Origin of the sequence: Geodermatophilus sp. CPCC 206100, assembly GCF_048569675.1 — a bacterium.
Lineage (GTDB): Bacteria > Actinomycetota > Actinomycetes > Mycobacteriales > Geodermatophilaceae > Geodermatophilus.
Window position 1 is genome coordinate 1 of the sequence record NZ_JAQISV010000064.1, and the last position, 25,624, is coordinate 25,624.

The window sequence follows — 25,624 nt, forward strand, 5'->3', positions numbered from 1 at the left end:
CCCCCCCGCCCCCCCGCTCGCGGCGGGCCCCGGCAGGAGGGCCGCACACAGGGGAGTGCCCCGGGCGAGGCCTCCTCGCCCGGGGCACTCCCCTACTCACGCGGCCCCGCCCTGACGGTGCGGAGGACGGGGCCCTCTCTCAGTGGTGGCCCCCACCACGGTCGTCGCGCGGCGAGCCGGCGTTGGACACGCGAACTCGCGCCTCGTCCCGGGCGGTCTGACGGTCGGCCTTCAGCACGGCCTTGACGTAGGCGTGGCCGTCGTGGACGTGCTCCCGGCTCTGCTTGCGCAGGTCGACGACCTCGTCGCGGTGCCGCCCGTCGCAGCGGGCGCGGTCGCTGCCCTCGTAGTAGGCGCCGTTCTGCCACAGCCCGACCCAGATGTCGCCGCGCTTGTCGTGGTCCGAGCACCGGTAGTCGACCTTGACCGCCACCCGGTGTGCGGGATGACCGTTGGCCCAGGCCCGGTTGCCGATGTCGACCGACGCGCTCGAGCCGCCGCCGTGCCGATCGCCGTCGGCCAGGGCGGGACTCACACCACCTACCGTCATGGCCGCGGTCATCCCGACGACGACGAGCAGACGTGAACGCTTCATGTCTCCCCCTCTCGGAGAGGCCGCGCGGTGCGGCTTCCCCCTTCTCCGTGGAACGACCGAGACCGTTTCGTCGTGTGATCCACGTCACAAGGGACCTCCGTCCCGCCCCGCCGGAGCCCGCGCGGGGTCAGGGGCGCGGCGTGACCCGCAGTAGCACGTCGCCCGCGCCGCCGTTGTCGGTCGTCACGTACAGGGCTCCGTCGCCGCCCTGCTGGACGGTGCGGATCCGCCCGTACGTCCCCTCCAGCTCCGGCAGCCGGAACTGCTCGACCAGGCGGCCGTCCTCGGCCACCCGCAGCGCCAGGACGCCCTGGTCCTTGAGGACGGCGAGCAGGAGCAGCCCCTCGTAGCCCTGCCACTGGTCGCCGTCGAGGAAGGTCGCCCCACAGGTGGCGATCGTCGGCGCACCGGAGGCCCAGGTGGCCGGCAGGACGTCGGGCAGCGCCGGGTCGGTCATCGGCACGCTCTCGTCGTAGCCGCCCCTGCCGGCCGGGTCGTAGCCGCCGTTGCCCCCGGCCCGCACCAGGGTCGCCTCGTCGTCGCGGTCAGTGCCCTGCTCGGCGGCGTACACCTGGTCGGTGCCGGGCCGGACCGCCAGCCCCTGCACGTTGCGGTGCCCGTAGCTCCACAGGTAGGCGGTGGCGCCACCGCGGTCGGCGAAGGGGTTGCCGGGTGCCGGCCGGCCGGTGGCGGCGTCGATGCGCAGGACCTTGCCGGCCAGCGAGGCGAGGTCCTGGGGGTTGGTGCCGACGGCGTTGTCGCCGGTGCCCACGAGCAGCGCGCCCGAGGGGTCGAAGCGCAGCCGGCAGCCGCCGTGCCGGCCCGAGCGCTCGTTCACCGGGATGCCGCCCAGCAGCGGGTCGGCGACGCGCGTGGCGGTCCGCCAGGCGGGGTCCACGGTCCAGGCGACCACCGCGATCGACCGCGTGCCGCCGTCCTGGCGGCCCTGGCAGGTGTAGAAGCGCCGGTTCTGGTCGAACGCCGGGTCGAGGACCAGGCCCATGAGGCCGGTCTCGCCGTCGGCGAACAGGTCGTCGAAGTCGGCCGCCACCTCCTGCACCGCCCCGTCGGGGAGGACGGCGGTCAGCCCGCCGGCGCGCTCGTCGACCAGCAGGGTGCCGTCGGGAGCCTGCGCGACGTCCCAGGGGTGGTCGAGGCCGTCGGCGACCACGGCGACGTCGAGGGCGGGCGGCGCGGGGGGTGCGGGGGGCGCGGTCGACGGCGCGGGAGGGCCGTCCGAGGGGCCGGGGGGCTCCGCGGACGGCGTCGCCTCCGGTGGTGGCTCCGGCGTCCCACTGCACCCGACGAGCAGCAGGACGCCGGTGAGCAGGCAGGTCAGGCGGCGGGACACCCGCCCAGGATGCCTGCGCTGCTCAGCTCGTGCGCGTGACGACGTACTCCGAGAGCGCGGAGAGGGCGTCGCGGACCGGACCGGCCGGGACCTCGGACAGCCGGGCCCGCGCGCGGTCGGCGTACTCGCGGAGCACCTCGGTCGCCCGCGCCAGCGCCGCGGACGAGCGGAGCAGGGCCAGGGCCTCGGCGTGCTCGTCGTCGTCGGTGATCGGGCGGGACACCAGTTCCCGCAGCCGCTCCTCGGCGGGGTCGTCCCCGGACAGCGCGATGAGGGCCGGAAGCGTGGCGATGCCCTCGCGCAGGTCGGTGCCGGGCGACTTCCCGGAGGCGCCGTCCTCGCTGACGATGTCGAGGAGGTCGTCGGACAGCTGGAAGGCCACGCCGACCTCCTCGGCGAAGGCGGTCAGCGCGCTGACGAGCTCGGGTGGTGCCCCCCCGAAGGAGGCGCCGAAGCGGGCCGAGGTGGCCACCAGCGAGCCGGTCTTGTCGGCCAGCACCTCGAGGTAGTGGGCGACCGGGTCGTCGCCGGGGCGGGGACCGACGGTCTCCCGGATCTGCCCGGTGACCAGCCGCTCGAAGGTCCGCGCCTGGATCCGCACCGCCTCGGGGCCGAGGTCGGCGAGCAGGTCGGAGGCGCGGGCGAAGAGCAGGTCGCCGGTGAGGATGGCGATGCTGTTCGACCACCGGCTGTTGGCGCTGGGCGCGCCGCGGCGGACGGCGGCCTCGTCCATGACGTCGTCGTGGTACAGCGTCGCCAGGTGGGTCAGCTCGCAGACCACGGCGGCCTCGGTCACCCCGGTGGCCTGCGGGTCGCCCAGCTCGGCGGCGAGCAGCGTGAGCAGCGGACGGAACCGCTTGCCGCCGGCCGCGACGAGGTGCCCGGCCGCCTCCTGGATGAACGCGTGCTCGCTCTGCACGGCGGTGAGCAGCGCGGCCTCGACCCGCGACAGCCCCGCGGCGAGGCGGACACCCAGGTCGCCCTCGGGCAGCCACGACCCGATCGTCGAGGCGGGGGACGAGGTCCGCTGCCAGGTGTCGGCCGGGGTGTCCCCGTCGACGGCGGCGGCGCTGGCTCCGGTCATCAGCCGACGAATCTAGCCGCCGACTGGGCGAGGTCGAGCACCGCCCCGGGGACGACGCCCAGCACGACGGTCGCGGTGACCGTCACGGCCAGCACGATCGTGGTCGGGAGTCCGGGCACGCCGACCGTGGGCCCGTCGGCCGCCGGCTCGCTGAAGTACATGAGCACGAGCACCCGCAGGTAGAAGAACGCCGCCACGGCGCTGGCGAGCAGCGCGACCACGACCAGCGGCCAGGCGCCGTCGTCGATCGCGGCCCGGAAGACGGCGAACTTCCCGGTGAAGCCGCTGGTGAGCGGGATGCCGGCGAGCGCCAGCAGGAACAGCCCCATCACCGCGGCGGTGACCGGCGACCGGCGGGCCAGGCCGGCCCACTGGGCGAGGTGGGTGGCCTCGCCGTCGCCGTCGCGCACCAGGGTGAGGACGGCGAAGGCGCCCAGCGTGGTGAGTCCGTAGGCCAGCAGGTAGAACATCGTGCCGGCCAGCCCGGAGCCGGCGCCGTCGGCACCGCTGCCGAACCCGATGACGCCGGTGAGCAGGAAGCCGGCGTGCGCGATGGAGGAGTAGGCCAGCAGCCGCTTTAAGTCGGTCTGGGTGAGCCCCAGGACGGCGCCCACGACCATCGAGACGATCGCGATGCCGTACACCAGCGGGCGCCAGGTCCACTCGGCGGTGCCGAAGGCGACGTAGAGCAGCCGCAGGATGGCGCCGAACGCGGCGACCTTGGTGCAGGCGGCCATGAAGGCGGTCACCGGCGTGGGCGCACCCTGGTAGACGTCCGGCGTCCAGGAGTGGAACGGCGCGACGCTGGCCTTGAACAGGAGGCCCACCACGAGCAGCGCCAGGCCGAGGACCAGCAGCACGTCGGTGCCGGTCGCCGCGGCGGCCGAGCGGATGTCGGCCAGCCGGATGCTGCCGGTCGCCCCGTAGACCAGCGCGAGGCCGTAGAGGAAGAACGCCGAGGCGAAGGCGCCGAGGAGGAAGTACTTGACCGCCGCCTCCTGCGAGAGCAGCCGCCGGCGGCGGGCCAGCCCGCTGATCAGGTACAGCGGCAGGCTGAGCACCTCGAGCGCGACGAACATGATGAGCAGGTCGTTGGCCGCGACGAACAGCATCATGCCGCCGATGGCGAAGGTCGCCAGCGGGTAGACCTCGCTCTGGACGCGCGACGAGGTCAGCAGCTCGCGGTCCCGCGGGCTGCCGGCGGGCACCGCCGCGACCGCGACGAACGACGACCGCGCCGGGTCCAGCGACCGCTCGGCGAACAGCAGCAGCGACAGCGCGCCGAGGCCGGCGATGGTGGCCTGGAGGAACACCGCGGGACCGTCGACGGCCAGCGCACCGCCTGCGGTGACGTCCCGCTCCCCCGCCACCAGCAGGCTGGTCACCAGCCCGCCGAGGGTGCCGACCAGCGCCACGGCCACCTGGACCGGGTGCCGGGTGTCCCGGGGCCCGAAGGCCTCGACCAGGACCCCGATGCAGGCGGCCCCGAAGACGAAGAGGAACGGGGCGAGGGCGCCCAGCGACAGGCTGGGGGCGGTGATCGCATCCACCGCGCTGACCATCAGTTCGTCCCTCCGGCGTCGGTGGTGGCCGGCGCCACGCCGGCCGGGTCGGCGCCGACGTCGACCATCGTGGCGGCGACCGCCGGCTCGATGAGGTCGAGGAGCGGCTGCGGGTAGACGCCGAGCGCGATCACCAGCGCGACCATCGGGGCGGCGACGGCGATCTCCCGTCGGCCGAGGTCGTGCACCCGCAGCCGAGCGGAGGCGGCGGCCGGCGGCGCGAGCGTCGCCGTGCTGCCACCACCGGCGTGCCCCGCGGGGGCCGGCGTCCCCTCGTCGGTCTCCAGCAGCACGCCGCGCGGCGGGCCGTGCATCGTGCGCTGGTACATGAGCAGCACGTACAGCGCGGCCAGGATGATGCCGACGGTGGCGATGATCGTGAACACCGGCCAGGTCGGGAAGGACCCGATCAGCACGAGGAACTCGCTGACGAAGCTGTTGGTGCCCGGCAGCGCCAGCGAGGCGAGCCCCGCGATCAGGAAGACGCCGGCCAGCAGCGGCGCCTGCCGCGCGACGCCGCCGTAGTCGCCGATCTGCCGGGAGCCCCCGCGGGCGATGAGCATGCCGACGACGAGGAACAGCAGCCCGGTCGCGATGCCGTGGTTGACCATGTAGAGCACCGCACCCGTGGTGGCCTCGGTGGTGAACGCGAAGATGCCGAGCGCGATGAAGCCGAAGTGCGCGATCGAGGTGTAGGACACCAGCCGCTTCATGTCCGTCTGCCCCATTGCCAGCAGCGCGGCGTAGAGGATGCCGGCCACGGCGAGCACCAGGACGAACGGCGCGAGGTCCCGGGAGGCGTCGGGGAACAGCGGCAGGCAGTAGCGGATGAACCCGAACGTGCCCACCTTGTCGAGGACGCCGACCAGCAGCACCGCGCCGCCGATGGGGGCCTCGGCACCGGAGTCGGGGAGCCAGGTGTGGAAGGGCACCAGCGGCGCCTTGATCGCGAAGGCCACGAAGAAGCCGAGGAACAGCAGCTTCTGCACGCCGGGGTCGATCTCGATCTGGCGCAGCGCGTCGAAGGCGAAGGTGCCCTCGCCCAGCTCGCTGGCGCTGACCACGTACAGCCCGATGACGGCGGCCAGCATGACCAGCCCGCCGACCAGGCTGTAGAGGAAGAACTTGACTGCCGCGTACTGCCGTCGCGGCCCGCCGAAGCTGCCGATCAGGAAGTACATCGGGACCAGCATCGCCTCGAAGAAGACGTAGAAGAGGAAGACGTCGGTCGCGGCGAAGACGCCGACCATCATCGCCTCGAGCAGCAGCAGCCAGGCGAAGAAGGTGCTCATCGAGCGGTTGGCCGTCGGGGTGTCCCGCCAGGAGGCGACCACGACCACGGGCACCAGGACGCCGATGAGCAGCAGCATGACCAGCGCGATGCCGTCGACCCCGAGGGCGAAGTCGACGCCGAAGTCGGGGATCCAGGACACCGAGGTGGTCAGCTGGAACCGGTCGCCGCCGGTGTCGAAGGCGATCGTCGCGAGGACGGCGAGCAGGAACACCAGCGCGCTGACGCCCAGCGCGACCTGCTTGGCCAGCTGGTCGCGGCCCCGGGGCAGGGCGGCCACCACGGCCGCTCCCACCGCCGGGACGGCGATCATGGTGAGCAGCCAGGGGAAGTCGGTCACGACGTCGCCTCTCGATCCAGGAGCAGCCCGGTCATCCGGCCGTCACCGCCAGCAGGGCGCCCGCGACGACGACCGCGCCGCCGAGCATCGACAGGGCGTAGGAGCGCACGAAGCCGGTCTGGGTGCGGCCCAGCCGCGAGGACGAGCCGCCCAGGGTGGCGGCCAGCCCGTTCACCGCGCCGTCCACCCCGCGGTTGTCCACGAAGACCAGCGCGCGGGTCAGCCACTGGCCGGGGCGCATGAACAGCGACTCGTTGACCGTGTCGGCGTACAGCGCCCGGCGGGCGGCGCGCACCGGCAGCGAGACCCGCGCCGGCGCGGTGACCGGCACCTCGCGCCGGCCGACGAACAGCCAGGCGGCGAGGACGCCGAGCGCCATCACCACGGTGACCAGGACGCTGACCACCAGCGGCGCGACCACGTGCTCGGCCGCCTCCGGCTCGCCGAACACCGGCGCCAGCCACTCCTCGAGCGGGAAGGCGACCACCAACAGGAACCCGGCGAGCACCGAGCCGACGGCCAGCACGATCATCGGCACGGTCATGACCGACGGGGACTCGTGCGGGTGGACGCCCTCCTCCCACCGGGGCCGGCCGAAGAAGGTCATGAGCATGAGCCGGGTCATGTAGAAGGCGGTCAGCCCCGCGGCCAGGATCGCCACCCCGCCGAGGACGTAACCCCAGCCGTCGCCGCGGTCGAACGCGGCCTCGATGATGGCGTCCTTGCTGTAGAAGCCGGACAGGAACGGGAACCCGATCAGCGCCAGGTAGCCCAGGCCGAACGTCACGAAGGTGACCTTCATCTTCGAGGCCAGCCCGCCGAAGCGGCGCATGTCCACCGAGTCGTTCATCGCGTGCATGACCGACCCGGCGCCGAGGAACAGCCCGGCCTTGAAGAAGCCGTGGGTGAGCAGGTGCGCCAGCCCCGCCACGTAGCCGATCGGACCCAGGCCGACGGCGAGGAACATGTAGCCGATCTGGCTGACCGTCGAGTAGGCCAGCACCTTCTTGATGTCGTCCTGGGCGCACCCGGCGATGGCGCCGATCATCAGCGTGATCGCACCGACGGCCATGACCACGGCGCGCGCGGTCGGCGTCGCGTCGTAGATCGGGGCGCTGCGCGCGATGAGGTACACGCCGGCGGTGACCATGGTCGCGGCGTGGATCAGCGCCGAGACGGGCGTCGGGCCCTCCATCGCGTCGGGGAGCCACGCCTGCAGCGGGAACTGGCCGGACTTGCCGCACGCGCCGAGGAGCAGCAGCAGGCCGATCGCGGTGACCGTGCCGCCGGCCAGCAGGCCGACCGAGCCGAAGACGCCCTCGTAGGACACCGTGCCGAGCTGGGCGAACATCAGGAAGATCGCCAGGGCCAGCCCGACGTCGCCGACCCGGTTCATGATGAACGCCTTCTTCGCGGCGGTGGCCGCCGCGGGGCGGTCGTGCCAGAACGCGATGAGCAGGTAGGACGCGAGGCCCACGCCCTCCCAGCCCACGTAGAGGGCCACGAAGTTGTCGCCGAGGACCAGCAGGAGCATCGCGGCGACGAACAGGTTGAGGTACGCGAAGAACCGCCGGCGCCGCGGGTCGTGCGCCATGTAGCCGATCGAGTAGACGTGGATGAGGGCGCCCACGCCGGTGATCAGCAGGACGAACACCGCCGACAGTGGGTCGAACAGCAGCCCGGCCTGGACGTCCAGCGACCCGACGGCGGCGAACGTGAACAGGTCGACGTCCACCTGCCGGCCGTCGAGGGCGAACGTGCACAGCAGGCCGAGCACGAAGGCGGCCACCACCGTGCCGGTGCCCAGCAGGTGGCCCCACCGGTCGGTGCGCCGGCCGCCGAGCAGCAGCACGGCGGCGCCGGCCAGCGGCAGTGCGATCAACAGCCAGGAGGCAGCAAGCAGCCCGTCGGCGGGCACGGTGTCCATTCCCGGGGTCCCCGTCTCGTCAGTACTTGAGCAGGTTGGCGTCGTCGACCGACGCCGACCGGCGGGTCCGGTAGATCGACATGATGATCGCGAGGCCGACGACGACCTCGGCGGCGGCGACGACCATGACGAAGAACGCCATGATCTGGCCGTCGACGGTGCCGCTGGCCCGGGCGAAGGTGACCAGCGTGAGGTTCACCGAGTTCAGCATCAGCTCGACGCACATGAACACGACGATCGCGTTGCGCCGGACGAGCACGCCGACCGCGCCGATGGTGAACAGGATCGCCGCGAGCACCAGGTAGTTGGTCAGGGTCATCGCTCGCGTCCCCCCGGGATGTCGCTGGGCGCGGGGTCGAGGGTGCCGAGCGCCGCGTCGGGCGTGCCGAGCTCGCCCCGGCCGGTGGGCCGCGGCATCTGGTCGACCTCCTGCGGCTCGATCCCGGTCGCGAAGCTGTCCTCCGCGAGCCGGCCGTCGGGCAGCAGCGCGGGGGTGGCGACCGAGTTGGCCCGCGCGAACACGCCGGGTCCGGGCAGCGTCTGCGGCCGGTCGGTGAGGAACCGGGCGCGGGACAGGTCCTTCTGGCTGCGCCGGGCGTCGGGGTCGCGCTCGATGTGGGCGAGCACCATGGCGCCGACGGCGGCGGTGATCAGCAGCGCGCTGGTCACCTCGAAGGCCAGCAGGTAGCGGGTGAACAGCAGCTCGGCGATCAGCTCGATGTTGCTGGTCTCCCCGCCCTGCACCGCCGCCAGGCCGGTGACCGGGAGGTCCTGGGTGGCCCGGGCGATGCCCGCGCCGACCAGCCCGGCGAACCCGATGCCCAGCACGATCGCGGCGATCCGCTGGCCGCGGAGGGTCTCCACCACCGAGTCCGACGAGTCGCGGCCGACCAGCATGAGCACGAAGAGGAAGAGGATCATGATCGCGCCGGTGTAGACGATGATCTGCACCGCCCCGAGGAACGGGGCCTCCTGGACGACGTAGAAGACGCCCAGCGCCAGCATCGTGTTGACCAGCCACAGCGCCGAGTGGACGGCGTTGCGCGAGAGCACCATGCCGAGGGCGCCGGCCAGGGCGATCGGGCCCAGCACCCAGAAGACGACCGCCTCGCCGGTGCCCAGCTGGACGGCGTCGTCGGCGGCCGCGGCCAGCACGCTCATGCCTGACCCCCCACGGGCTGGTCCTCGCGCGACCCGGCGGAGGGGTCGGTCGGCGGGACGGTCCCCGGCGTCCGGACGTAGTAGTCCTTCTCGTCGTCCCCCAGCCGCATCGGGTGCGGCGGGGCCTCCATGCCGGGCAGGAGCGGGGCCATGAGCTGCTCCTTGGTGTAGATGAGCTCCCGGCGGTCGTCGTCGGCCAGCTCGAAGTCGTTGCTCATGGTCAGCGACCGGGTCGGGCAGGCCTCGATGCACAGCCCGCAGAAGATGCAGCGCAGGTAGTTGATCTGGTAGACGCGCCCGTACCGCTCACCGGGCGAGTAGCGCGCGTCCTCGGTGTTGTCCCCGCCCTCCACGTAGATGGCGTCGGCGGGGCAGGCCCAGGCGCACAGCTCGCAGCCGACGCACTTCTCCAGCCCGTCGGGGTGCCGGTTGAGCACGTGCCGGCCGTGGTAGCGCGGCTTGGTCACCTTGGCGACCTCGGGGTACTCCTCCGTCGTCACCTTGCGGAAGATCTGGGCGAAGGTGACCCCGAATCCCTGGCCGGGCCCGGGCAGCCAGCTCGACCGCTTGACCGGCCCCGCGTCGCGGTCGCGCCGGGCCAGCTCGCCGCGGGCGGCCTGCGCCAGCCCCTTCTCGCTGCCCTCGGCGGGCGGGTTGCGGTCAGACATCGCCGTCCTCCTGGGTGGTGGTGGCGGCCGACCGCCGGCCGGTGCTGACGACGGCGCCGTCCGGGGCCACCGGCTCGCGGCGGCGCAGCCGCGGCGAGGGCGGCACCGCGAGGTCCATGGGCGGGATCGGGAAGCCGCCCTCGGCCCGGCTCGGGCCGCTGGGCTGCGCCGGCCGGTGGCGCGGCCCGGCGGGGGGCAGCACCTCCGGCTCGGCGTCGGTCGGGTGGATGGAGCCGGCCGCGGCCTTGGTCGCCGCGATCCGGGTATCGCGGTTGCTGGCCCGGCTGGCGACGAGCAGGACGGCCAGCACCACCAGCGCCATGGGGACGCCGACGAACAGCGCCACCTGGCCGGTGGAGAGATCGGCCTCGCGGGCGACGGTGCGCATGGTGGCCACGGCGAGGATCCACACCAGGGCGGTGGGGACCAGCACCTTCCAGCCGAACCGCATGAACTGGTCGTAGCGGAGCCGGGGCAGCGTGCCGCGCAGCCAGATGAACACGAACAGCGCGGCGGCGACCTTGACGAAGAACCACAGCAGCGGCCACCAGCCGGAGTTCGCGCCGTCCCAGATGGAGACCGGCCACGGCGCCCGCCAGCCGCCGAGGAACAGCGTCGCGGCCAGCGCGGAGACGGTGACCATGTTGATGTACTCGGCGAGGAAGAACAGCGCGAACTTCAGTGACGAGTACTCGGTGTGGAAGCCGCCGACCAGCTCGCTCTCGGCCTCCGGGAGGTCGAAGGGCGCCCGGTTTGTCTCCCCGACCACCGCGATCGCGTAGATGACGAAGGAGATCGGCAGCAGGATCGCGTACCAGCTCGGCCCGGTGAACTCCAGGCCGAAGAAGGAGACCTGGTTGCCGTCGGCCTGGGCCGCGACGATCTCCGAGGTCGACATCGTGCCGGCGTAGAGGAACACCGCGACGATCGACAGCCCCATCGCGATCTCGTAGCTGACCATCTGCGCGGCGCTGCGCAGGCTGCCCAGCAGTGGGTAGGTCGAGCCCGATGCCCACCCGGCCAGCACGATGCCGTAGACGCCCATCGCCGAGCAGGCCAGCACGACGAGCACGCCGATGGGGGCGTCGGTGAGCTGCAGCGGGGTGCGCTCACCGAAGATGCTGACCGTCGGGCCCAGCGGGATGACGGAGAAGGCCAGGAACGCCGGGATGGTGGCGATCACCGGGGCCAGGAAGTAGACCGGCTTGTCCGCGAGCGCCGGCATGATGTCTTCCTTGAACGCCAGCTTCAGCCCGTCGGCGAGGCTCTGCAGGTAGCCGCGGGGGCCGACCCGGTTGGGGCCGATCCGCTGCTGCATGCGCGCGACGACCTTGCGCTCGAAGACGATCGCGAACAGCGTCAGGAGCACGAGGACGACGAAGATGCCGACGATCTTGATGAGGACGATCCACCAGACGTCGTTGCCGAAGTCCTCGAGGGTCGGCTGGTCGGCCGCGGCCAGGACGATCATGCCGCACCTCCGGCGATCAGGCGCACGACACCGCCGGGCGGGGTCCCCAGCTGGGCCCGGAGCTCGCTGCCGGGCGAGCGCATCGGCAGCCAGACGACCTGGTCGGGCATCTCGGTCACCAGCACGGGCAGGCTGACCTCCCCCATCGCACCGCAGACTGTGACCCGGTCACCGTCGGCCAGGCCCAGCCGCCGGGCGACGTCCTTGCCGAGGCGGGCGACCGCCGGGCGGGCGGTGCCGGCCAGCTCGGGCTCGTCGCGCAGCAGCGTGCCGACGTCGAGCAGCTGGCGCCACGAGGCGAGCACCGCCTCGTCGGCGGCGAGCACCGGGTCCTCGGGCGGGACGACGTCCAGGCCGTGCACGTCGGGTCGCTCGGCGACCACCCCGAGGGCCGCGAGCTCGGCCCGCGCCACCTCCGGCGCGGGCAGCCCGAGGTCGACGTCGAGCTCGTCGGCCAGGCCCTGCAGCACGCGGCCGTCGGGCAGCTGCCCGGTGCCGTGCAGGGTGGCGTCGAACGGGCGCAGCCGGCCCTCCCAGTCCAGGTAGGCCCCGGCCTTCTCGGGGGCGGCCGCGACGGGCAGGACGACGTCGGCGTGCGCGGTGACCGCGCTGGGGAACATCTCCAGGCTCACCACGAACTGCGCGTCGGCCAGGGCGGCCTCGGCCAGCCGCGGGTCGGGCAGGTCGGCGACGTCGACCGCGCCGACCAGCAGGCCGGCGAGCTGCCCGTGGGTGACCGCCGCCAGGATGCCGTCGGTGTCGCGGCCCGGGACGGCGGGCAGCTCGGCGACGCCCCAGGCGGCGGCGACCTGTGCCCGCGCCCCGGCGTCGCTGACCGGGCGCCCGCCCGGGAGCAGCGTGGGCAGCGCCCCCGCCTCGACCGCGCCGCGCTCGCCGGCCCGTCGCGGCACCCACGCCACCCGGCAGCCGGTGGCGCGGGCGAGGGCGGCCAGCGCGGAGAACGCACCCGGCGACTCGGCCAGCCGCTCACCGGCGAGGACCACCGCGCCCGGCTGCCGCAGCGCGGCCACCGCCGGCCCGCCCCACGTGCCCTCCGCCAGCGCGGCCAGCGAGCGGGCCTCGGTGCCGGGGATCGTGGTGAGCACGGTGGCCTGCAGCTTCTCCGCGGCCCGGGTGACGAACGGCGCGAGGTCGAAGACCGGCAGCTTGCGCGTGCGGACGGCGCGGCGCAGCCGGAGGAAGACGATCGGCGACTCCTCCTCCGGCTCGAAGCCGGCGAGCAGGACCGCCGGGGCGTCGCCCAGGTCGTCGTAGGTGACCGCCCCGTTGAACGGCCCGGTGCCCGCCACGTAGCCGGCGAGGAAGGCCAGCTCCTCCGCCGAGTGCGCGCGCGCCCGGGCGTCGACGTCGTTGGTGCCCAGCGCGACCCGCGCGAACTTCGCGTAGGCGTAGGCGTCCTCGACGGTCAGCCGGCCGCCGGGCAGGACCCCGACGCCCCCGGCCGCCCGCGCGGCGCGCAGCCCGTCGGCCGCCACCGCCCACGCCTCGGGCCAGGACGCCGGCTCCAGCACGCCGTCCCGCCGGACCAGCGGCGTGGTGAGCCGGTCGTTGGCGGTGGCGTAGCGGAAGGCGAAGCGCCCCTTGTCGCAGTTCCACTCCTCGTTCACCGCCGGGTCCTCACCGGCCAGCCGGCGGGTGACCTTCCCGCGCCGGTAGTCGCTGCGCTGGGCGCAGCCCGACGCGCAGTGCTCGCAGACGCTGGGCTCGCTGCGCAGGTCGAACGGGCGCGCACGGAACCGGTACTGGGCGCTGGTGAGCGCACCGACCGGGCAGATCTGGGTGGTGTTGCCCGAGAAGTAGGAGGAGAAGGGCTCGTCCTCGTAGATGGCGACCTGCTCCAGCGCGCCCCGCTCGAACAGCTCGATGAACGGGTCGCCCGCCACCTGCGCGGAGAACCGGGTGCACCGGGCGCACAGCACGCAGCGCTCGCGGTCGAGCAGGATCTCGCTGCTGATCGGCAGCGGCTTCGGATAGGTCCGCTTGACGTCGATGAACCGGCTCTCGGTGCGGCCGTTGCTCATCGCCTGGTTCTGCAGCGGGCACTCCCCGCCCTTGTCGCAGACCGGGCAGTCGAGCGGGTGGTTGATCAGCAACAGCTCCATCGTGCCCTGCTGCGCCTTGTCCGCGACCGGGCTGCTGAGCTGGCTCTTCACCACCATCCCGTCGGTCACCGGCATGGTGCAGGAGGCGACCGGCTTGCGCTGGCCCTCCACCTCCACCAGGCACTGGCGGCAGGCGCCGACCGGCTCCAGCAGCGGGTGGTCGCAGAACCGCGGGATCTGGATGCCGACCTGCTCCGCGGCGCGGATGATCAGCGTCCCCTTGGGCACCGCGACGTCGAAGCCGTCGATGACGCAGTGGACGGCGTCCGGCGGGGTGTGCGCGCCCGGCACCGCCGGAACGGCCGCGGGCGCGGGCTGGGGGGTCGTCACGAGGCCACTCCGACGGGCTCGAGCCGCAGGGACCGGCCCAGGCGGGCCTGCTCCTCCGGGGGCAGCAGCGCGACGTAGTCGTCGCGGAAGTACTTCAGCGAGCTGGCGATGCAGCTGGTCGCGCCGTCACCCAGGGCGCAGAACGAGCGGCCCAGGATGTTGTCGCAGGTGTCGGTCAGCAGGTCCAGGTCGGCCGCCGTGCCGCGGCCGTGCACCAGCCGCTCGAGGATCTGGACCAGCCAGTAGGTGCCTTCCCGGCAGGGCGTGCACTTGCCGCAGCTCTCGTGCGCGTAGAACTCGGTGAACCGCAGGGTCGCCTCGACGATCGAGTCGGTCTCGTCGAAGACCATGAGCGCCGTGGTGCCGAGCATGGAGCCGGCCGCGGCGACCGAGTCGAAGTCCAGCGGGACGTCGAGGTGCTCGGCGGTGAAGTACGGCGTCGAGGAGCCGCCCGGCGTCCAGAACTTCAGCTGGTGCCCGGGGCGGACGCCGCCGGCCATCTCCAGCAGCTCGCGCATCGTCGTCCCCATGGGGGCCTCGTACTGGCCCGGCCGGACGACGCGGCCCGACAGCGAGTAGATCTTCGGTCCCGGGGACTTCTCCGGGCCGAACTCCTTGAACCAGTCGGACCCACCGCGGACGACGAACGGCACGCTGGCCAGCGTCTCGACGTTGTTGATGACCGTCGGGGCGCCGTAGAGGCCGGCGACCGCGGGGAACGGCGGCTTGAGGCGCGGCTGGCCCCGGTAGCCCTCCAGCGAGTCCAGCAGCGCTGTCTCCTCGCCGCAGATGTAGGCGCCCGCCCCGGCGTGGACGATGAGCTCCAGGTCGTAGCCCGAGCCCAGGATGTCCGTGCCGAGGTAGCCGGCGGCGTAGGCCTCGTCGACGGCCGACTGCAGCCGCCGGTGGGCGTGCACCGCCTCGCCGCGCACGTAGATGACCGCCAGCTTCGAGCGGATCGCGTACGCCGCGATGACCACGCCCTCGATGAGCGAGTGCGGGTCGGCCATCATCAGCGGGAGGTCCTTGCAGGTGCCCGGCTCGCCCTCGTCGGCGTTGACCACCAGGTACTTGGGCAGCGCGGCCGGGCCGGTCGGCGTCTCGCCGGGCTTGGGCTGCGGGATGAAGCTCCACTTCATGCCGGTCGGGAAGCCGGCGCCGCCTCGGCCACGCAGGCCGGAGTCCTTCACCAGCGACACCAGCTCGTCCGGGGTCATCCCGAGCGCCGTCCGCAGGGCGGAGTAGCCCTCGAGCTGCTCGTAGGTGGACAGCCGCCAGGACCGGTGGGCGCCCCAGCGGGACGTGAGCACGGGTGCGAGAGGCACGGGTCAGGCCTCCTTGCTCTTGGTCGGGGTGGTGCCGGTGGCCGGTTCGGCCGCGGGCGGGGTCTCGGTGCCGGTCTCGCCGTCGGGCAGCCGGCGGCCGGCCGGCTCGGGCGCGTCCGGGTGCGACCCGGCGGCGCCGGCCTGCTCGGCCGGGGTGTCGGCGGCGGCGACGCGGGCGTCGGCGGCCTCCTCCCCCGGCGTCTGGCCGGTGCGACCGGAGGGCCGCACCGTCTCCCCGGCCCCGTCCCGGGGCCCGCCCTGAGCTTGCGAAGGGTGGGGAGGACGGGGTCCTTCCACGGGCATCGGCGGCGCGGACTCACCGCGCTCGACGGCCAGCCGCAGCCCGGCGAGCGTGGGCTCGAGGTGGCCCTCGGCGTCGATGGCGGCCGCCATCTCGTAGGGGTCCTCGTACTGCGAGAAGCCGGCCAGCTGGCGGGAGATCCCGCGGAAGTCGGTCAGCGGGGCGCCGCGGGTGGGGTGCGGCTTCTCGCCCCGGCGGAGCGCCGCGACCAGGGCGCGGGCGCTCTCGACGTCCTGCTGGTCGTAGAACTCGTAGTCGACCGTGACGACGGGCGCGTAGTCGCACGCGGCGAGGCACTCGGCGTGCTCGAGCGTGACCGACCCGTCCGGCGCCGTCTCGTCGTGGTGGACGCCGAGGTCGGCGCTCAGCGCGTCGAAGATGCGCTGCCCGCCGAGGACCGCGCACAGGGTGTTGGTGCAGACGCTGACCAGGTGCCGGCCGGTGGGACGGCGCTTGTACATCGTGTAGAAGGTCGCGACCGCGCCCACCTCGGCCTTGGTCAGCCCCAGCTCCTCGGCGCACAGCGCCACGCCCTCGGGCGAGACGTAGCCCTGGTAGCTCTGCACCAGGTGCAGCATCGGCAGCAGCGCCGACCGCGGCTGCGGGTAGCGGGCGATGATCTCCCGCGCCTCGAGCCGGGTCTGCTCGGTCAGGGGCGGCAGGTCGAGGGGCGCGGGCTCGACCGGGCTGGAGTCCAGCCCCGTCACCGCCGTCCCCTCGGCACTCCCCGGGAGCGCGCTCATCGGTCGACTCCCCCCATCACGGGGTCCAGGGAGGCGATCGCCGCGATGACGTCGGCGATCATGCCGCCCTCGCTCATCGCTGCCGTCGCCTGCAGGTTGACGAAGCTGGGGTCGCGCACGTGGACCCGCCACGGCCGGGTGCCGCCGTCGCTCACCACGTGGTAGCCGAGCTCGCCGCGCGGGGACTCGAGCGGCACGTAGACCTGGCCCGCCGGCACCCGGAAGCCCTCGGTGACGAGCTTGAAGTGGTGGATCAGGGACTCCATCGACTGGCCCATGATGTGCTGGACGTGCTCCAGGGAGTTGCCCATGCCGTCGGGGCCCAGGGACAGCTGCGCCGGCCAGGCGATCTTCCGGTCCTCCACCATCACCGGACCGGGCGCCAGCCGGTCGAGCGCCTGCTCGACCAGCCCGAGCGACTCCGTGATCTCCGCCATGCGGACCAGATAGCGGCCCCAGGCGTCGCAGGTGTCGGCGGTCGGCACCTCGAAGTCGTAGGTCTCGTAGCCGAGGTAGGGCTCGACCTTGCGCAGGTCCCACGGCAGGCCCGCCGCCCGCAGCACCGGGCCCGTGACGCCGAGCGCGAGGCAGCCGGTGACGTCGAGGTAGCCGGCGTCCTTGAGCCGGGCCTGCCAGATCGGCTGGCCGGTGAGCAGCTTGTGGAAGTCGGCGACCCGGGCCGGCATGACCTCGAGGAACTCGCGGATGTGCTGGACCGCGCCGTCGGGCAGGTCCTGCGCCAGCCCGCCGGGGCGGATGTAGGCGTGGTTCATCCGGAGCCCGGTGATCTCCTCGAGCAGGTCGAGGACCAGCTCGCGCTCCCGGAAGCCGTTGGTCATGCCGGTGAGCGCGCCCATCTCCATGCCGAAGGTGGCCAGGGCGACCAGGTGCGAGGCGATCCGGTTGAGCTCCATGACCAGCACGCGGATGGTCTGAGCGCGCTGCGGCACCTCGATGCCGAGCAGCTTCTCGACCGCCATCGAGTAGCCGGCCTCGTTGTACAGCGGCGCCAGGTAGTCCATCCGCGTCACGAAGGTGGTGCCCTGCACCCAGTTGCGGTACTCGGTGTTCTTCTCGATGCCGGTGTGCAGGTAGCCGATGACCACCCGCGCCTTGGTCACCGTCTCGCCCTCGAGGTCGAGCACCAGGCGGAGCACGCCGTGGGTGGACGGGTGCTGGGGGCCCATGTTGACGACGAGGCGCTCCTCGCCGTACGCCTCGGTGCCGAGCGTCTGGTCCCAGTCGCCGCCGGTGACCGTGTAGACGCGGCCCTCGGTGGTCTCCCGCGAGCCGGCGTACGGGTCGCTGGCGTTGTACGTGCTCGTCATCGGTAGGCCCTCCGGGTGTCCGGCGGCGGGATCGTCGCGTCGTGGTACTCGACCGGGATCCCGCCGAGCGGGTAGTCCTTGCGCTGGGGGTGGCCGTCCCAGTCGTCGGGCATGAGGATCCGGGTGAGCGCGGGGTGGCCGTCGAAGACGACGCCGAACATGTCCCAGGTCTCGCGCTCGTGCCAGTCCGCCGTCGGGTAGACGCCGGTCACCGACGGGACGTGCGGGTCCTCGGCGGTCACGGCGACCTCCAGGCGGATCCGCCGCCGGTAGGTCATCGAGGTCAGGTGGTAGACGACGTGCAGCCGCGGCCGGGAGGACGTCGCCGCCGGGCCGCCGCTGTCGAGGTAGTCGACGCCCGAGACGCTGCTGCACAGCTCGAAGCGCAGTGCCTCGTCGTCGCGCAGCGCCTGGACCAGCGTCAGGAGGTGCTCGCGGAGGACGAAGTAGGTGATCTCGCCCCGGTCGACCAGCACCCGCTGGACGGCGGCGTCGTACGTCGACTGTCCGACCGCCTCGATGAGCGCGTCGGTCACCTCGTCGAAGTAGCCGCCGTAGGGGCGCTCGGTGGAGTGCAGGGCGACCGCGCCACCGGGCTCGACCCGCACCAGGCCGCCGAAGCCGGAGGTGTCGCCGCTGCCGGAGACGCCGAAGGCGCCGCGGCGGAAGCCGCCGGAGGGCCCGCCGACGCCCTGCTGGCCGCCGTCCGGACCCGGGGTCGGGAAGCCGCCGTCGTTGCTCATGACTCCACTCCGGGCTCGTTCCGCTCCTCGGTCGCTGTCCCCCGCAGGCGGGAGCTGCCCCCAACCTGTGGCGATGCTCGCCCGCCCGTCGTCGTCGCGTTGCTCACCGGTCGCTCCGCACGTACGGCTCCGGCAGCAGCACGGCGTTGCCCCCGCGCTGCTCGATCGCGAACTGGCCGGTGCGCCGCTCGGCGGCGGCCCGCTCGTAGGCCTCCCGCGACGCCTTGTGCGCCCGCACGGACGAGGGCATCTCCACGTGCAGCTCCTTCGCGCGGCCCTCCTCGCGGGCCCGCTCCAGCTCGCGCGCCCGCTTCGGCCCGAGCGGCTCGTTCATGATCTTGTGGTGCAGCTTGAGGATCGCGTCGGTGAGCATCTCCGGCCGCGGCGGACAGCCGGGCAGGTACATGTCCACCGGGACGATGTGGTCGACGCCCTGCACGATCGCGTAGTTGTTGAACATCCCGCCGGAGCTCGCGCACACGCCCATGGCCAGCACCCAGCGCGGCTCGGGCATCTGGTCGTAGATCTGGCGCAGGACCGGCGCCATCTTCTGGCTCACCCGGCCGGCCACGATCATCAGGTCGGCCTGCCGCGGCGAGGCGCGGAAGACCTCCATGCCGAACCGGGCAAGGTCGTAGCGGCCGGCGCCGGTGGCCATCATCTCGATCGCACAGCAGGCCAGCCCGAACGTGGCCGGCCACAGCGAGGACTTGCGGGTCCAGTTGACCAGCTTCTCGACGGTGGTCAGCAGGACGCCGCTGGGCAGCTTCTCCTCGAGTCCCATGGATGCGCTCCCGTCAGTCCCAGTCGAGCCCGCCGCGACGCCACACGTAGGCGTACGCGATGAAGACGGTCCCGATGAACACGACCATCTCGATCAGCCCGAAGACGCCGAGCGCGTCGTTGGCGACGGCCCACGGGTAGAGGAAGACGATCTCGATGTCGAACACGATGAAGAGCATCGCGACCAGGTAGTACTTGACCGGGAAGCGACCGCCGGTCAGCGGCTGGTCGACCGGCTCGATGCCGCACTCGTAGGCGGCGAGCTTGGCCTTGTTGTACCGGCGCGGTCCCACGAACGGGGCGACGGTGACCGAGAACAGCGCGAACGCCGCGGCCAGCGCGAACAGCCCCACGATCGGGACGTAGGTCGAGAGCATCAGCGGCACCCTACGGTGGCGGAGATCACGGACAGTGGATCGGGGAACAGTCGACACAGCGTGTCGACATGGCGGCAGCTCGTGACGGCGCGCATGGCTCAGACCGCCGGTGCCAGCCGGGTCAGGACGGCGACGACGCGGTCGAACCGGTCGCCGTCCCGGCCGTCGGAGAGGTTGCCCATGAGCCTCAGCGCGGCCGCGACCATCGCGGGGCGCTTGAGCCCGTGCGCGGTGGCGAAGCGGACCAGGCCGGGCCGGTCGAGCAGCGCCAGGAACGCCGTCCCGAGCCGGTGGTGCCGGCCGTACTCCTCGCGGAGCCGGGCCGGGTAGCGGCGCAGCACGGCCTCCCGGGCCGGCCCCTCCGGCCGGGCGAGGGCGCCGACCGCGGCCTCTGCCGCCATCGCACCGGTCTCCAGGGCGTAGCTGATCCCCTCCCCGTTGAACGGGTTGACCGTGCCCGCGGCGTCGCCGGCGAGGAGGAGGCCCCGCGTGTAGGCGGGGCGGCGGTGCAGGGCCATCGGCAGGCCCGCGCCGCGCAGCGGGGTGACGGCGTGCTCGTCCCCGAACTGCCACTCCGGCGGCAGGGTCGCCAGCCACTCGCGCAGCACCGCCCGCGGCTCGGCGCCGGTGCCGCGCCGGCTGTCGAGCAGGCCGAATCCGACGTTGCTCGTGCCGTCGCCCATGCCGAACGCCCAGCCGTAGCCGGGCATCGAGTCGGCGCTCGGGCCGGACGCGGTGAGGTCGAAGGAGATGTCGAGGTAGGAGTCGGACGTCCGCGGCGAGGTGACGTATCGGCGGACGGCGACGCCGAGCGGGCGGTCCTCGCGACGGACCAGGCCGAGGGCCTTGCCCAGCCGCCCGGAGAGCCCCTCGGCGGAGACGACGAGGGGCGCGCGCCAGGTTCCGGGAGTGCGGTCGGGGCCCTCGGTGGCGTGCACGCCGGCGACCCGGCCGGCCTCGTCGAGCAGGGGGTCGGTGACCGTGACGTCCTGCACCACCCGGGCGCCGGCGGCCTCGGCGTGCGCGGCCAGCTGCGCGTCCAGGTCGCGGCGGTTGCGGACCAGGCTGTACGAGGGCCAGCGGTCCAGCGTCGGCCAGTCGACCTCGACGACCTGGCCGCCGCCGGTGACCCGCAGCCCCCGGTGCCGCACCCAGCCGGTCGTGTCGACGTCCAGGTCGGCCAGTGCCTTGACCCCGCGCGGGGTGAGCCCGTCGCCGCACACCTTCTCGCGCGGGAACCGGGCCTTCTCGAGGACGACGACGTCGTGGCCGGCGCGGGCCAGGTGCCAGGCGGCCGACGACCCTGCGGGGCCGGCGCCGACGACGACCACGTCGGCCCGCCGGTCGCGGTCGTCCACCTCGGCCCCCTCGGAGAGTTCCTCACGACTTTGTGAATTGCTTCACAAAGTCTGTCGGTCACTACTCTAGGCCGAGGTGTGACACGGGTGACAAGTCGCCGGCCAGAAGGCGCCCGGAGAGGACCCCTCCAGCCGTGCGAGATCGGCGATCTCGGCGCCTCCCGAGGCGCCAGACGTGCGAGATCGGCGATCTCGGCGGGGACGAGGGGTCAGGTGCGGGGCTTGCGCCCGCGGTGCAGGGCGACGACGCCGCCGGTCAGGTTGCGCCAGCCGACGTCGGTCCAGCCGGCGTCCTGCAGCCGGGCGGCGAGGGCCGGCTGGTCGGGCCAGGCCCGGATCGACTCGGCGAGGTAGACGTAGGCGTCGGGGTTGCTGCTGACCGCCCGGGCGATCCGCGGCAGCGCGCGCATCAGGTACTCGGTGTAGACGGTGCGGAACGGCGTCCACGTCGGGCTGGAGAACTCGCAGACGACGAGCGTGCCGCCGGGCCGGGTCACCCGGGTGAACTCGCGCAGCGCGGCGTCGGGGTCGGCCACGTTGCGCAGGCCGAAGGAGATGACGACGCCGTCCACGCTCTCGTCGGCCAGCGGCAGGGCCATCGCGTCCCCGGCCACCTTGGGCACCGGCCGGCCGGCGCCCGCGCGCAGCATCCCCTGGGAGAAGTCGCAGGCGATCGCGGTGATGCCGTCGCCGGCCAGCTCCACCGTCGACACCGCCGTCCCGGCCGCGACGTCGAGGACCGTCTGGCCGGCCCGCGCGCCCAGGGCCTCGCGGGTGGCCCGCCGCCAGGAGGCGTCCAGCCCGGCGGAGAGCACCGTGTTGGTGAGGTCGTAGCGCCGGGCGACGGCGTCGAACATGGCCGCGACGTCGGCGGGCCGCTTGTCCAGACCGGCCCGTCCTCCGGTGTGTGCGCTCCCTGCCCGGTCTCCCACGGCGGCTGACGTTACAAGGCCGTCCCCGGCGGCACGGCGCACGCGCCACCTACCCTGGGTCCGTGACCGCGGCCGCCGTGACCTCCCGGGAGTCGGTCACGCCCGTCGTCACCACGACCCCGCTCGAGACCGCCCCGCACCTGCTCGACCTGCTGCCGGCCGACGGGGCGCTGTCGTGGGTGCGGCACGGCGAGGGCCTGGTCGGCTGGGGCGAGGCCGCCCGGCTGGAGGTCTCCGGCCCGCGGGCGCTGGCCGAGGCGGCGGCGTGGTGGGCCGAGCACAGCGCCGGGCTGGACGTCGACGACCGTCTCGGCGTCCCGGGCTCGGGGCCGGTGGTCTTCGCCAGCATCGCCTTCGACCCGGCCGCCGGGACGTCGGTCTTCGTCGTCCCCGAGGTCGTCGTCGGCCGCCGCGCCGGGGTGGCGTGGGTGACCACCACCGGGGACGCCGACCCGGCCGACGCGCTGGCCTCCCCGTCCGCGGCGGCGCCCGCGCCGCTGGGCCGGCTGCGCTACGCCGACGGGGTGCTGGACCCCGCGTCGTGGTGCTCGACGGTGGCGGCGGCGGTCGAGCGCATCGGCGCCGGCGACCTGGAGAAGGTGGTGCTCGCCCGCGACCTGCTGGTCACCGCCGACGCGCCCCTGGACCCGCGCGCCCTGCTGGGCCGGCTCGCCGCCCGCTTCCCCGGCTGCTGGACCTTCGCCGTCGACGGTCTGCTGGGCGCCACCCCCGAGCTGCTGCTGCGCCGCACCGGCCGCGAGCTCTCCTCCCGCGTGCTGGCCGGGACGGCGCCGCGCGGAGCCGGGGCGGACGACGAGCGGTTGGCCGCCGCGCTGCTGGGCTCGGCCAAGGACCGCGCCGAGCACGCGCTCGCCGTCGACTCGCTGGTGCGCGCCCTCGACCCCTTCTGCAGCACCCTGACCGCCCCCGCGGAGCCGCGGCTGCTGACGCTGGCCAACGTCCGGCACCTGGCCACCGACGTCACCGCCGTCCAGCGCCCCCGCGGGCGGGCCGGGCTGCTCGAGCTGGTCGGCGCGGTGCACCCCACCGCCGCGGTCTGCGGCACGCCCACGGCGGCCGCCGCTGCGCTCATCGGCGAGCTGGAGGGGATGGACCGCGGCCGCTACGCCGGCCCGGTGGGCTGGCTGGACGCCCGTGGCGACGGCGAGTTCGGGCTGGCCCTGCGCTGCGCCCAGCTCGACGACCGCGACCCCGCCACCGCCCGGCTGTTCGCCGGCTGCGGCATCGTCGCCGGCTCCGACCCGGCCGCCGAGCTGGCCGAGACCCAGGCGAAGTTCGCCGCCGTCCAGGCCGCCCTCGAGGGCTAGCGCAGCAGCTTCTCCACCGCGGCGGCGCCCAGCCCGACCTTCTCGTAGTGGTCGCGCGCCAGCTCGAGGTAGTCGTAGGCGTCGAAGGTGCCGTTGGGCTCGCCGTTCTCGTCCAGCCAGATGAGCGGGCCGGTCACGTTGAAGTGCACCCGCATCGGCTCGTCGGACTCGTGGGCCACCAGCGTGTGCGCCTCGCCGGGTGTCTCGTAGACGAACGTGCCCTTGGTGGCCACCCAGTCGTGCTCCAGGTAGCTCCACCTCCCCGACAGCGTGTACCCGAAGACCTGGTGGGGGTGGTAGTGCCGGTTGACCAGCCCCGCCTCCTTGGCCCACAGGACGTCGGCCCACCGGTTCTGCGTCAGGGAGATCCACAGCGGCCGGGAGCCGACCGTGTCCGACAGCGGGATGAAGTACCGCTCGTCCCCGTCGAGGGTGTCGGGCAGGAAGATCTCCGGGGCGGCGTCCTTGCGGAAGACGTTGTCGATCGGCTTGATGTCGCGCCAGAACTCGCGGCCGGTCTCGCGCTCGGGGCTGACCATGAGGCCTCCTCCATCGGTGTGAGGGAGGTCACAGCGTGCTCCGCGGGCGCGCCGGAGGCCAGCCCGGACCGGCAGGCGGCCCGGCAGCCGGTGTGCTCGACTGCCGGGCCTGGGTCCATGCGGCTGCCGGCCACCGCAGGGACCGTGGGTCAGCCGTGCCCGGACGATCAGCGGCTCAACCGACGGCCGGGCCGCGTCCCGGTCCGGCAGAGCTCGTCGCTGATGTCGACCAGCTTGCGATCGGTCTGCTGCGACACCCGGGCGAGCACCTGGAAGGCCTGGTCGGACGTCAGCTCGTACCGCTCCATGAGGATCCCCTCGGCCTGCCCGATGAGGTCGCGGCTGCTCACCGCCCTGCGCAGGTGGTCCTCCAGCCGCGCACCGGCCAGGGCGACGGCGGCGTGCGCGGCGAGCAGCAGCCCGACGTCCTCGGACTCGGCGTCGAAGGCCCGCGGCGGACCCCCGCGACCGCCGATCAGGTCCCGCGGCGCCGGACCAGCTCGAGCACGACCCGGGTCACCACGGACACCGGCAGGGGCTGCCGGTGCGGCAGGTGCATCGCGTCCTTGGCTCCGCGGTAGGGCGCCACGGCCGCCTCGAGATCCGGGTCGGCGACCTCCCGCGGCAGCGGGTACAGCGCGATGTGCCGCTTCCAGGCGGCCACGTGCACCAGCGGCTGCCCGTCGAGGTCGAAGGTCGGCATGCCGTAGCTGATGCGCTCGCCGATCCCCGGCACCGCGTCCCGGACCGCCTCCCGGAGGGCCTGCACCCGGGCGCGGACGTCCTCGGGGAGCCCGGCGAGGTACTCGTCGACGGTGGTGGCGGCGGCCGTCACGGACCTCCCAGGGCCTCGGCCGCGGCGGTGCGCAGCCGGCCGGCCAGCCCGGCCTCGGCCCGCTGGTCGGTGCGGACGACGACGACCCGCGGCCCCCCGGCGGCGAGCGCGGCGCGCAGGTCGCCGGGGCGCTCCACCCGGACCGCGGGCCAGCCGAGCGCCTCGGCCACCGCGACCAGGTCCCGCCCGTGCGGGGTGCCGAACACCCGGCGGTAGCCGGCCTCGTGCCGCGGCTGCCCCGGCTCCAGCTGGGCGAAGATCCCACCGCCGTCGTTGTCCGGGACGACCAGGGTGAGGTCGGGCCGGAGCTCGCCCTCCCCCTCCACCAGGCCCTGCAGGTCGTGCAGGAACGTGAGGTCGCCCAGCAGCGCGACCGCCGGGCCGCCGCCGGACCGCTGGTGCACCAGCGCGGCACCCACGGCGGTGGAGACCGTGCCGTCGATCCCGGCGACGCCGCGGTTGGCCAGCACGGTGAGGCCCGGGCGGGGCACGGCCAACCGGTCGGCGTCGCGCACCGGGGTGGACGACCCGAGCACCAGCAGCGCGCCGTCGGGCAGGGCGGCGACGAGGTCCCGGGCGAGCCGGGCGGCGGTCAGCCCCTCGGCGGCGTCGAGCAGCCCGTCGACCGCCGTCCCGACCCCGTCGGCGGCCGCGGCCCAGGCCGCGCGCCAGGCTCCGTCCGCCGGGGCACCCGGGGCGGGCAGGGCGCCGACCGCCGCGGTCGAGCGCCCGGCGTCGGCCCAGCGGGGCGCGGCGGCGACCGTCTCCACCCGCACGGCCGGGTCGGCCAGCAGCGCCGACACCGGCCGGGACAGCGTCGGCCGGCCCACCACCAGCACCCGCTCGGGCCGGTGCGCGGCCAGCCAGCCGGGCACGCCCAGCAGCAGCGCTCCGCCGCGCAGACCGGCCGACCAGGCCCCGCTGGAGGGCTCGGCGACCACCGGCCAGCCCTGCGCGGCGGCCAGCGCGGCGGCGGCACGGCCCAGCGGAGCCGGGGCGTCGCCGGCGACGACCAGCGTGCGCGCCGGGCCGGCCGGGAGCTCCGCGACCGGCGGCGGCCCGCCGGTCCCGCTGGTCCACGGCGCGCCCCCGGGGCGGCCGGCCCACGGCCCGGGGGGCTCGGCGGGGG

At 74.1% G+C, this 25,624-nt stretch carries 23 protein-coding genes and 1 pseudogene; 1 reads left to right on the forward strand and 23 read right to left on the reverse strand.

What is annotated here, in order from left to right; all coding sequences use genetic code 11:
* Nucleotides 1–139: 139 nt before the first annotated feature.
* The 19 genes and pseudogenes from PGN05_RS23260 to PGN05_RS23350 all read right to left on the reverse strand — a co-directional run bounded on the left by PGN05_RS23260 (nucleotide 140) and on the right by PGN05_RS23350 (nucleotide 21,793).
* Nucleotides 140–595 (reverse strand): hypothetical protein, encoded by a 456-nt coding sequence (locus tag PGN05_RS23260; protein WP_419754955.1) that lies wholly within the window; start codon nucleotides 593–595, stop codon nucleotides 140–142.
* A 127-nt stretch (nucleotides 596–722) separates the two neighbouring features.
* A complete protein-coding gene (locus PGN05_RS23265) occupies nucleotides 723–1,946 on the reverse strand; it encodes a PQQ-dependent sugar dehydrogenase (RefSeq protein ID WP_419754956.1) in 1,224 nt (407 codons plus the stop codon).
* Between the two features lie 22 nt (nucleotides 1,947–1,968).
* The gene (locus PGN05_RS23270) at nucleotides 1,969–3,030 is read right to left on the reverse strand and encodes a polyprenyl synthetase family protein (protein WP_419754957.1); all 1,062 of its coding nucleotides are present in this window, start codon (nucleotides 3,028–3,030) and stop codon (nucleotides 1,969–1,971) included.
* The gene (nuoN, locus tag PGN05_RS23275) at nucleotides 3,030–4,592 is read right to left on the reverse strand and encodes an NADH-quinone oxidoreductase subunit NuoN (RefSeq protein ID WP_419754958.1); all 1,563 of its coding nucleotides are present in this window, start codon (nucleotides 4,590–4,592) and stop codon (nucleotides 3,030–3,032) included. Before nuoN ends, PGN05_RS23270 begins: the two co-directional genes overlap by 1 nt.
* Nucleotides 4,592–6,223 (reverse strand): NADH-quinone oxidoreductase subunit M, encoded by a 1,632-nt coding sequence (locus PGN05_RS23280; protein ID WP_419754959.1) that lies wholly within the window; start codon nucleotides 6,221–6,223, stop codon nucleotides 4,592–4,594. Before PGN05_RS23280 ends, nuoN begins: the two co-directional genes overlap by 1 nt.
* A 31-nt stretch (nucleotides 6,224–6,254) precedes the next feature.
* Nucleotides 6,255–8,150 carry an NADH-quinone oxidoreductase subunit L gene (gene nuoL, locus PGN05_RS23285; RefSeq protein WP_419754960.1) on the reverse strand — a complete coding sequence of 632 codons (1,896 nt, stop codon included), beginning with the start codon at nucleotides 8,148–8,150 and terminating at the stop codon, nucleotides 6,255–6,257.
* 19 nt (nucleotides 8,151–8,169) lie between these two features.
* A complete protein-coding gene (gene nuoK / locus PGN05_RS23290; RefSeq protein WP_419754961.1) occupies nucleotides 8,170–8,469 on the reverse strand; it encodes an NADH-quinone oxidoreductase subunit NuoK in 300 nt (99 codons plus the stop codon).
* The gene (locus tag PGN05_RS23295) at nucleotides 8,466–9,311 is read right to left on the reverse strand and encodes an NADH-quinone oxidoreductase subunit J (protein ID WP_419754962.1); all 846 of its coding nucleotides are present in this window, start codon (nucleotides 9,309–9,311) and stop codon (nucleotides 8,466–8,468) included. Before PGN05_RS23295 ends, nuoK begins: the two co-directional genes overlap by 4 nt.
* The gene (gene nuoI / locus PGN05_RS23300; protein ID WP_419754963.1) at nucleotides 9,308–9,979 is read right to left on the reverse strand and encodes an NADH-quinone oxidoreductase subunit NuoI; all 672 of its coding nucleotides are present in this window, start codon (nucleotides 9,977–9,979) and stop codon (nucleotides 9,308–9,310) included. The genes PGN05_RS23295 and nuoI overlap by 4 nt, the downstream gene beginning before the upstream one ends.
* A complete protein-coding gene (gene nuoH / locus PGN05_RS23305) occupies nucleotides 9,972–11,450 on the reverse strand; it encodes an NADH-quinone oxidoreductase subunit NuoH (RefSeq protein WP_419754964.1) in 1,479 nt (492 codons plus the stop codon). Before nuoH ends, nuoI begins: the two co-directional genes overlap by 8 nt.
* A complete protein-coding gene (locus PGN05_RS23310) occupies nucleotides 11,447–13,903 on the reverse strand; it encodes an NADH-quinone oxidoreductase subunit G (RefSeq protein ID WP_419754965.1) in 2,457 nt (818 codons plus the stop codon). The genes nuoH and PGN05_RS23310 overlap by 4 nt, the downstream gene beginning before the upstream one ends.
* Nucleotides 13,900–15,228, reverse strand: a complete 1,329-nt coding sequence (gene nuoF / locus PGN05_RS23315) for an NADH-quinone oxidoreductase subunit NuoF (protein WP_419754966.1) — start codon at nucleotides 15,226–15,228, stop codon at nucleotides 13,900–13,902. The genes PGN05_RS23310 and nuoF overlap by 4 nt, the downstream gene beginning before the upstream one ends.
* 3 nt (nucleotides 15,229–15,231) lie before the next feature.
* Nucleotides 15,232–16,272 (reverse strand): NADH-quinone oxidoreductase subunit NuoE, encoded by a 1,041-nt coding sequence (gene nuoE, locus PGN05_RS23320; protein WP_419754967.1) that lies wholly within the window; start codon nucleotides 16,270–16,272, stop codon nucleotides 15,232–15,234.
* Nucleotides 16,269–17,600: an NADH-quinone oxidoreductase subunit D gene (locus PGN05_RS23325; protein ID WP_419754968.1), complete on the reverse strand. Its 1,332-nt coding sequence runs from the start codon at nucleotides 17,598–17,600 to the stop codon at nucleotides 16,269–16,271. Before PGN05_RS23325 ends, nuoE begins: the two co-directional genes overlap by 4 nt.
* On the reverse strand, nucleotides 17,597–18,343 hold the full coding sequence (locus PGN05_RS23330; protein ID WP_419754969.1) for an NADH-quinone oxidoreductase subunit C: 747 nt from the start codon (nucleotides 18,341–18,343) through the stop codon (nucleotides 17,597–17,599). Before PGN05_RS23330 ends, PGN05_RS23325 begins: the two co-directional genes overlap by 4 nt.
* A 232-nt stretch (nucleotides 18,344–18,575) precedes the next feature.
* Nucleotides 18,576–19,127, reverse strand: a pseudogene (locus PGN05_RS23335) (NuoB/complex I 20 kDa subunit family protein); the annotation flags it as partial.
* 13 nt (nucleotides 19,128–19,140) lie between these two features.
* On the reverse strand, nucleotides 19,141–19,503 hold the full coding sequence (locus PGN05_RS23340) for an NADH-quinone oxidoreductase subunit A (protein ID WP_419754970.1): 363 nt from the start codon (nucleotides 19,501–19,503) through the stop codon (nucleotides 19,141–19,143).
* A 98-nt stretch (nucleotides 19,504–19,601) separates the two neighbouring features.
* Entirely contained in the window at nucleotides 19,602–20,861 is a 1,260-nt protein-coding gene (locus PGN05_RS23345) for a geranylgeranyl reductase family protein (protein WP_419754971.1), read from the reverse strand.
* Between the two features lie 209 nt (nucleotides 20,862–21,070).
* On the reverse strand, nucleotides 21,071–21,793 hold the full coding sequence (locus PGN05_RS23350; protein ID WP_419754972.1) for a demethylmenaquinone methyltransferase: 723 nt from the start codon (nucleotides 21,791–21,793) through the stop codon (nucleotides 21,071–21,073).
* Between the two features lie 62 nt (nucleotides 21,794–21,855).
* Here PGN05_RS23350 and PGN05_RS23355 point away from each other — a divergent pair, with 62 nt between their 5' ends.
* Nucleotides 21,856–23,121 (forward strand): isochorismate synthase, encoded by a 1,266-nt coding sequence (locus PGN05_RS23355; protein ID WP_419754973.1) that lies wholly within the window; start codon nucleotides 21,856–21,858, stop codon nucleotides 23,119–23,121.
* Here the strand turns inward: PGN05_RS23355 and PGN05_RS23360 are convergent.
* The 4 genes from PGN05_RS23360 to PGN05_RS23375 form a co-directional block, all read right to left on the reverse strand.
* A complete protein-coding gene (locus PGN05_RS23360; protein ID WP_419754974.1) occupies nucleotides 23,118–23,660 on the reverse strand; it encodes a 2,4'-dihydroxyacetophenone dioxygenase family protein in 543 nt (180 codons plus the stop codon). The two genes, PGN05_RS23355 and PGN05_RS23360, sit on opposite strands and share 4 nt — an antisense overlap.
* A gap of 167 nt (nucleotides 23,661–23,827) precedes the next feature.
* Nucleotides 23,828–24,139 (reverse strand): ANTAR domain-containing protein, encoded by a 312-nt coding sequence (locus tag PGN05_RS23365; protein WP_419754977.1) that lies wholly within the window; start codon nucleotides 24,137–24,139, stop codon nucleotides 23,828–23,830.
* Complete coding sequence (locus PGN05_RS23370) at nucleotides 24,136–24,495, reverse strand: iron chaperone (RefSeq protein WP_419754975.1); 360 nt, start codon at nucleotides 24,493–24,495, stop codon at nucleotides 24,136–24,138. Before PGN05_RS23370 ends, PGN05_RS23365 begins: the two co-directional genes overlap by 4 nt.
* On the reverse strand, nucleotides 24,492–25,624 hold a 1,133-nt coding region (locus PGN05_RS23375), incomplete at its 5' end, for a thiamine pyrophosphate-dependent enzyme (protein ID WP_419754976.1). The genes PGN05_RS23370 and PGN05_RS23375, both read right to left, overlap by 4 nt.

What these genes read in the sequence shown, in the direction of transcription:
- PGN05_RS23260 (WP_419754955.1), bottom strand. Translation starts at nt 595, where the DNA reads ATGAAGCGTTCACGTCTGCTCGTCGTCGTCGGGATGACCGCGGCCATG.
- PGN05_RS23270 (WP_419754957.1), bottom strand. Translation starts at nt 3,030, where the DNA reads ATGACCGGAGCCAGCGCCGCCGCCGTCGACGGGGACACCCCGGCCGAC.
- nuoN (WP_419754958.1), bottom strand. Translation starts at nt 4,592, where the DNA reads ATGGTCAGCGCGGTGGATGCGATCACCGCCCCCAGCCTGTCGCTGGGC.
- nuoL (WP_419754960.1), bottom strand. Translation starts at nt 8,150, where the DNA reads ATGGACACCGTGCCCGCCGACGGGCTGCTTGCTGCCTCCTGGCTGTTG.
- nuoK (WP_419754961.1), bottom strand. Translation starts at nt 8,469, where the DNA reads ATGACCCTGACCAACTACCTGGTGCTCGCGGCGATCCTGTTCACCATC.
- PGN05_RS23295 (WP_419754962.1), bottom strand. Translation starts at nt 9,311, where the DNA reads ATGAGCGTGCTGGCCGCGGCCGCCGACGACGCCGTCCAGCTGGGCACC.
- nuoI (WP_419754963.1), bottom strand. Translation starts at nt 9,979, where the DNA reads ATGTCTGACCGCAACCCGCCCGCCGAGGGCAGCGAGAAGGGGCTGGCG.
- nuoH (WP_419754964.1), bottom strand. Translation starts at nt 11,450, where the DNA reads ATGATCGTCCTGGCCGCGGCCGACCAGCCGACCCTCGAGGACTTCGGC.
- nuoE (WP_419754967.1), bottom strand. Translation starts at nt 16,272, where the DNA reads ATGAGCGCGCTCCCGGGGAGTGCCGAGGGGACGGCGGTGACGGGGCTG.
- PGN05_RS23325 (WP_419754968.1), bottom strand. Translation starts at nt 17,600, where the DNA reads ATGACGAGCACGTACAACGCCAGCGACCCGTACGCCGGCTCGCGGGAG.
- PGN05_RS23330 (WP_419754969.1), bottom strand. Translation starts at nt 18,343, where the DNA reads ATGAGCAACGACGGCGGCTTCCCGACCCCGGGTCCGGACGGCGGCCAG.
- PGN05_RS23340 (WP_419754970.1), bottom strand. Translation starts at nt 19,503, where the DNA reads ATGCTCTCGACCTACGTCCCGATCGTGGGGCTGTTCGCGCTGGCCGCG.
- PGN05_RS23360 (WP_419754974.1), bottom strand. Translation starts at nt 23,660, where the DNA reads ATGGTCAGCCCCGAGCGCGAGACCGGCCGCGAGTTCTGGCGCGACATC.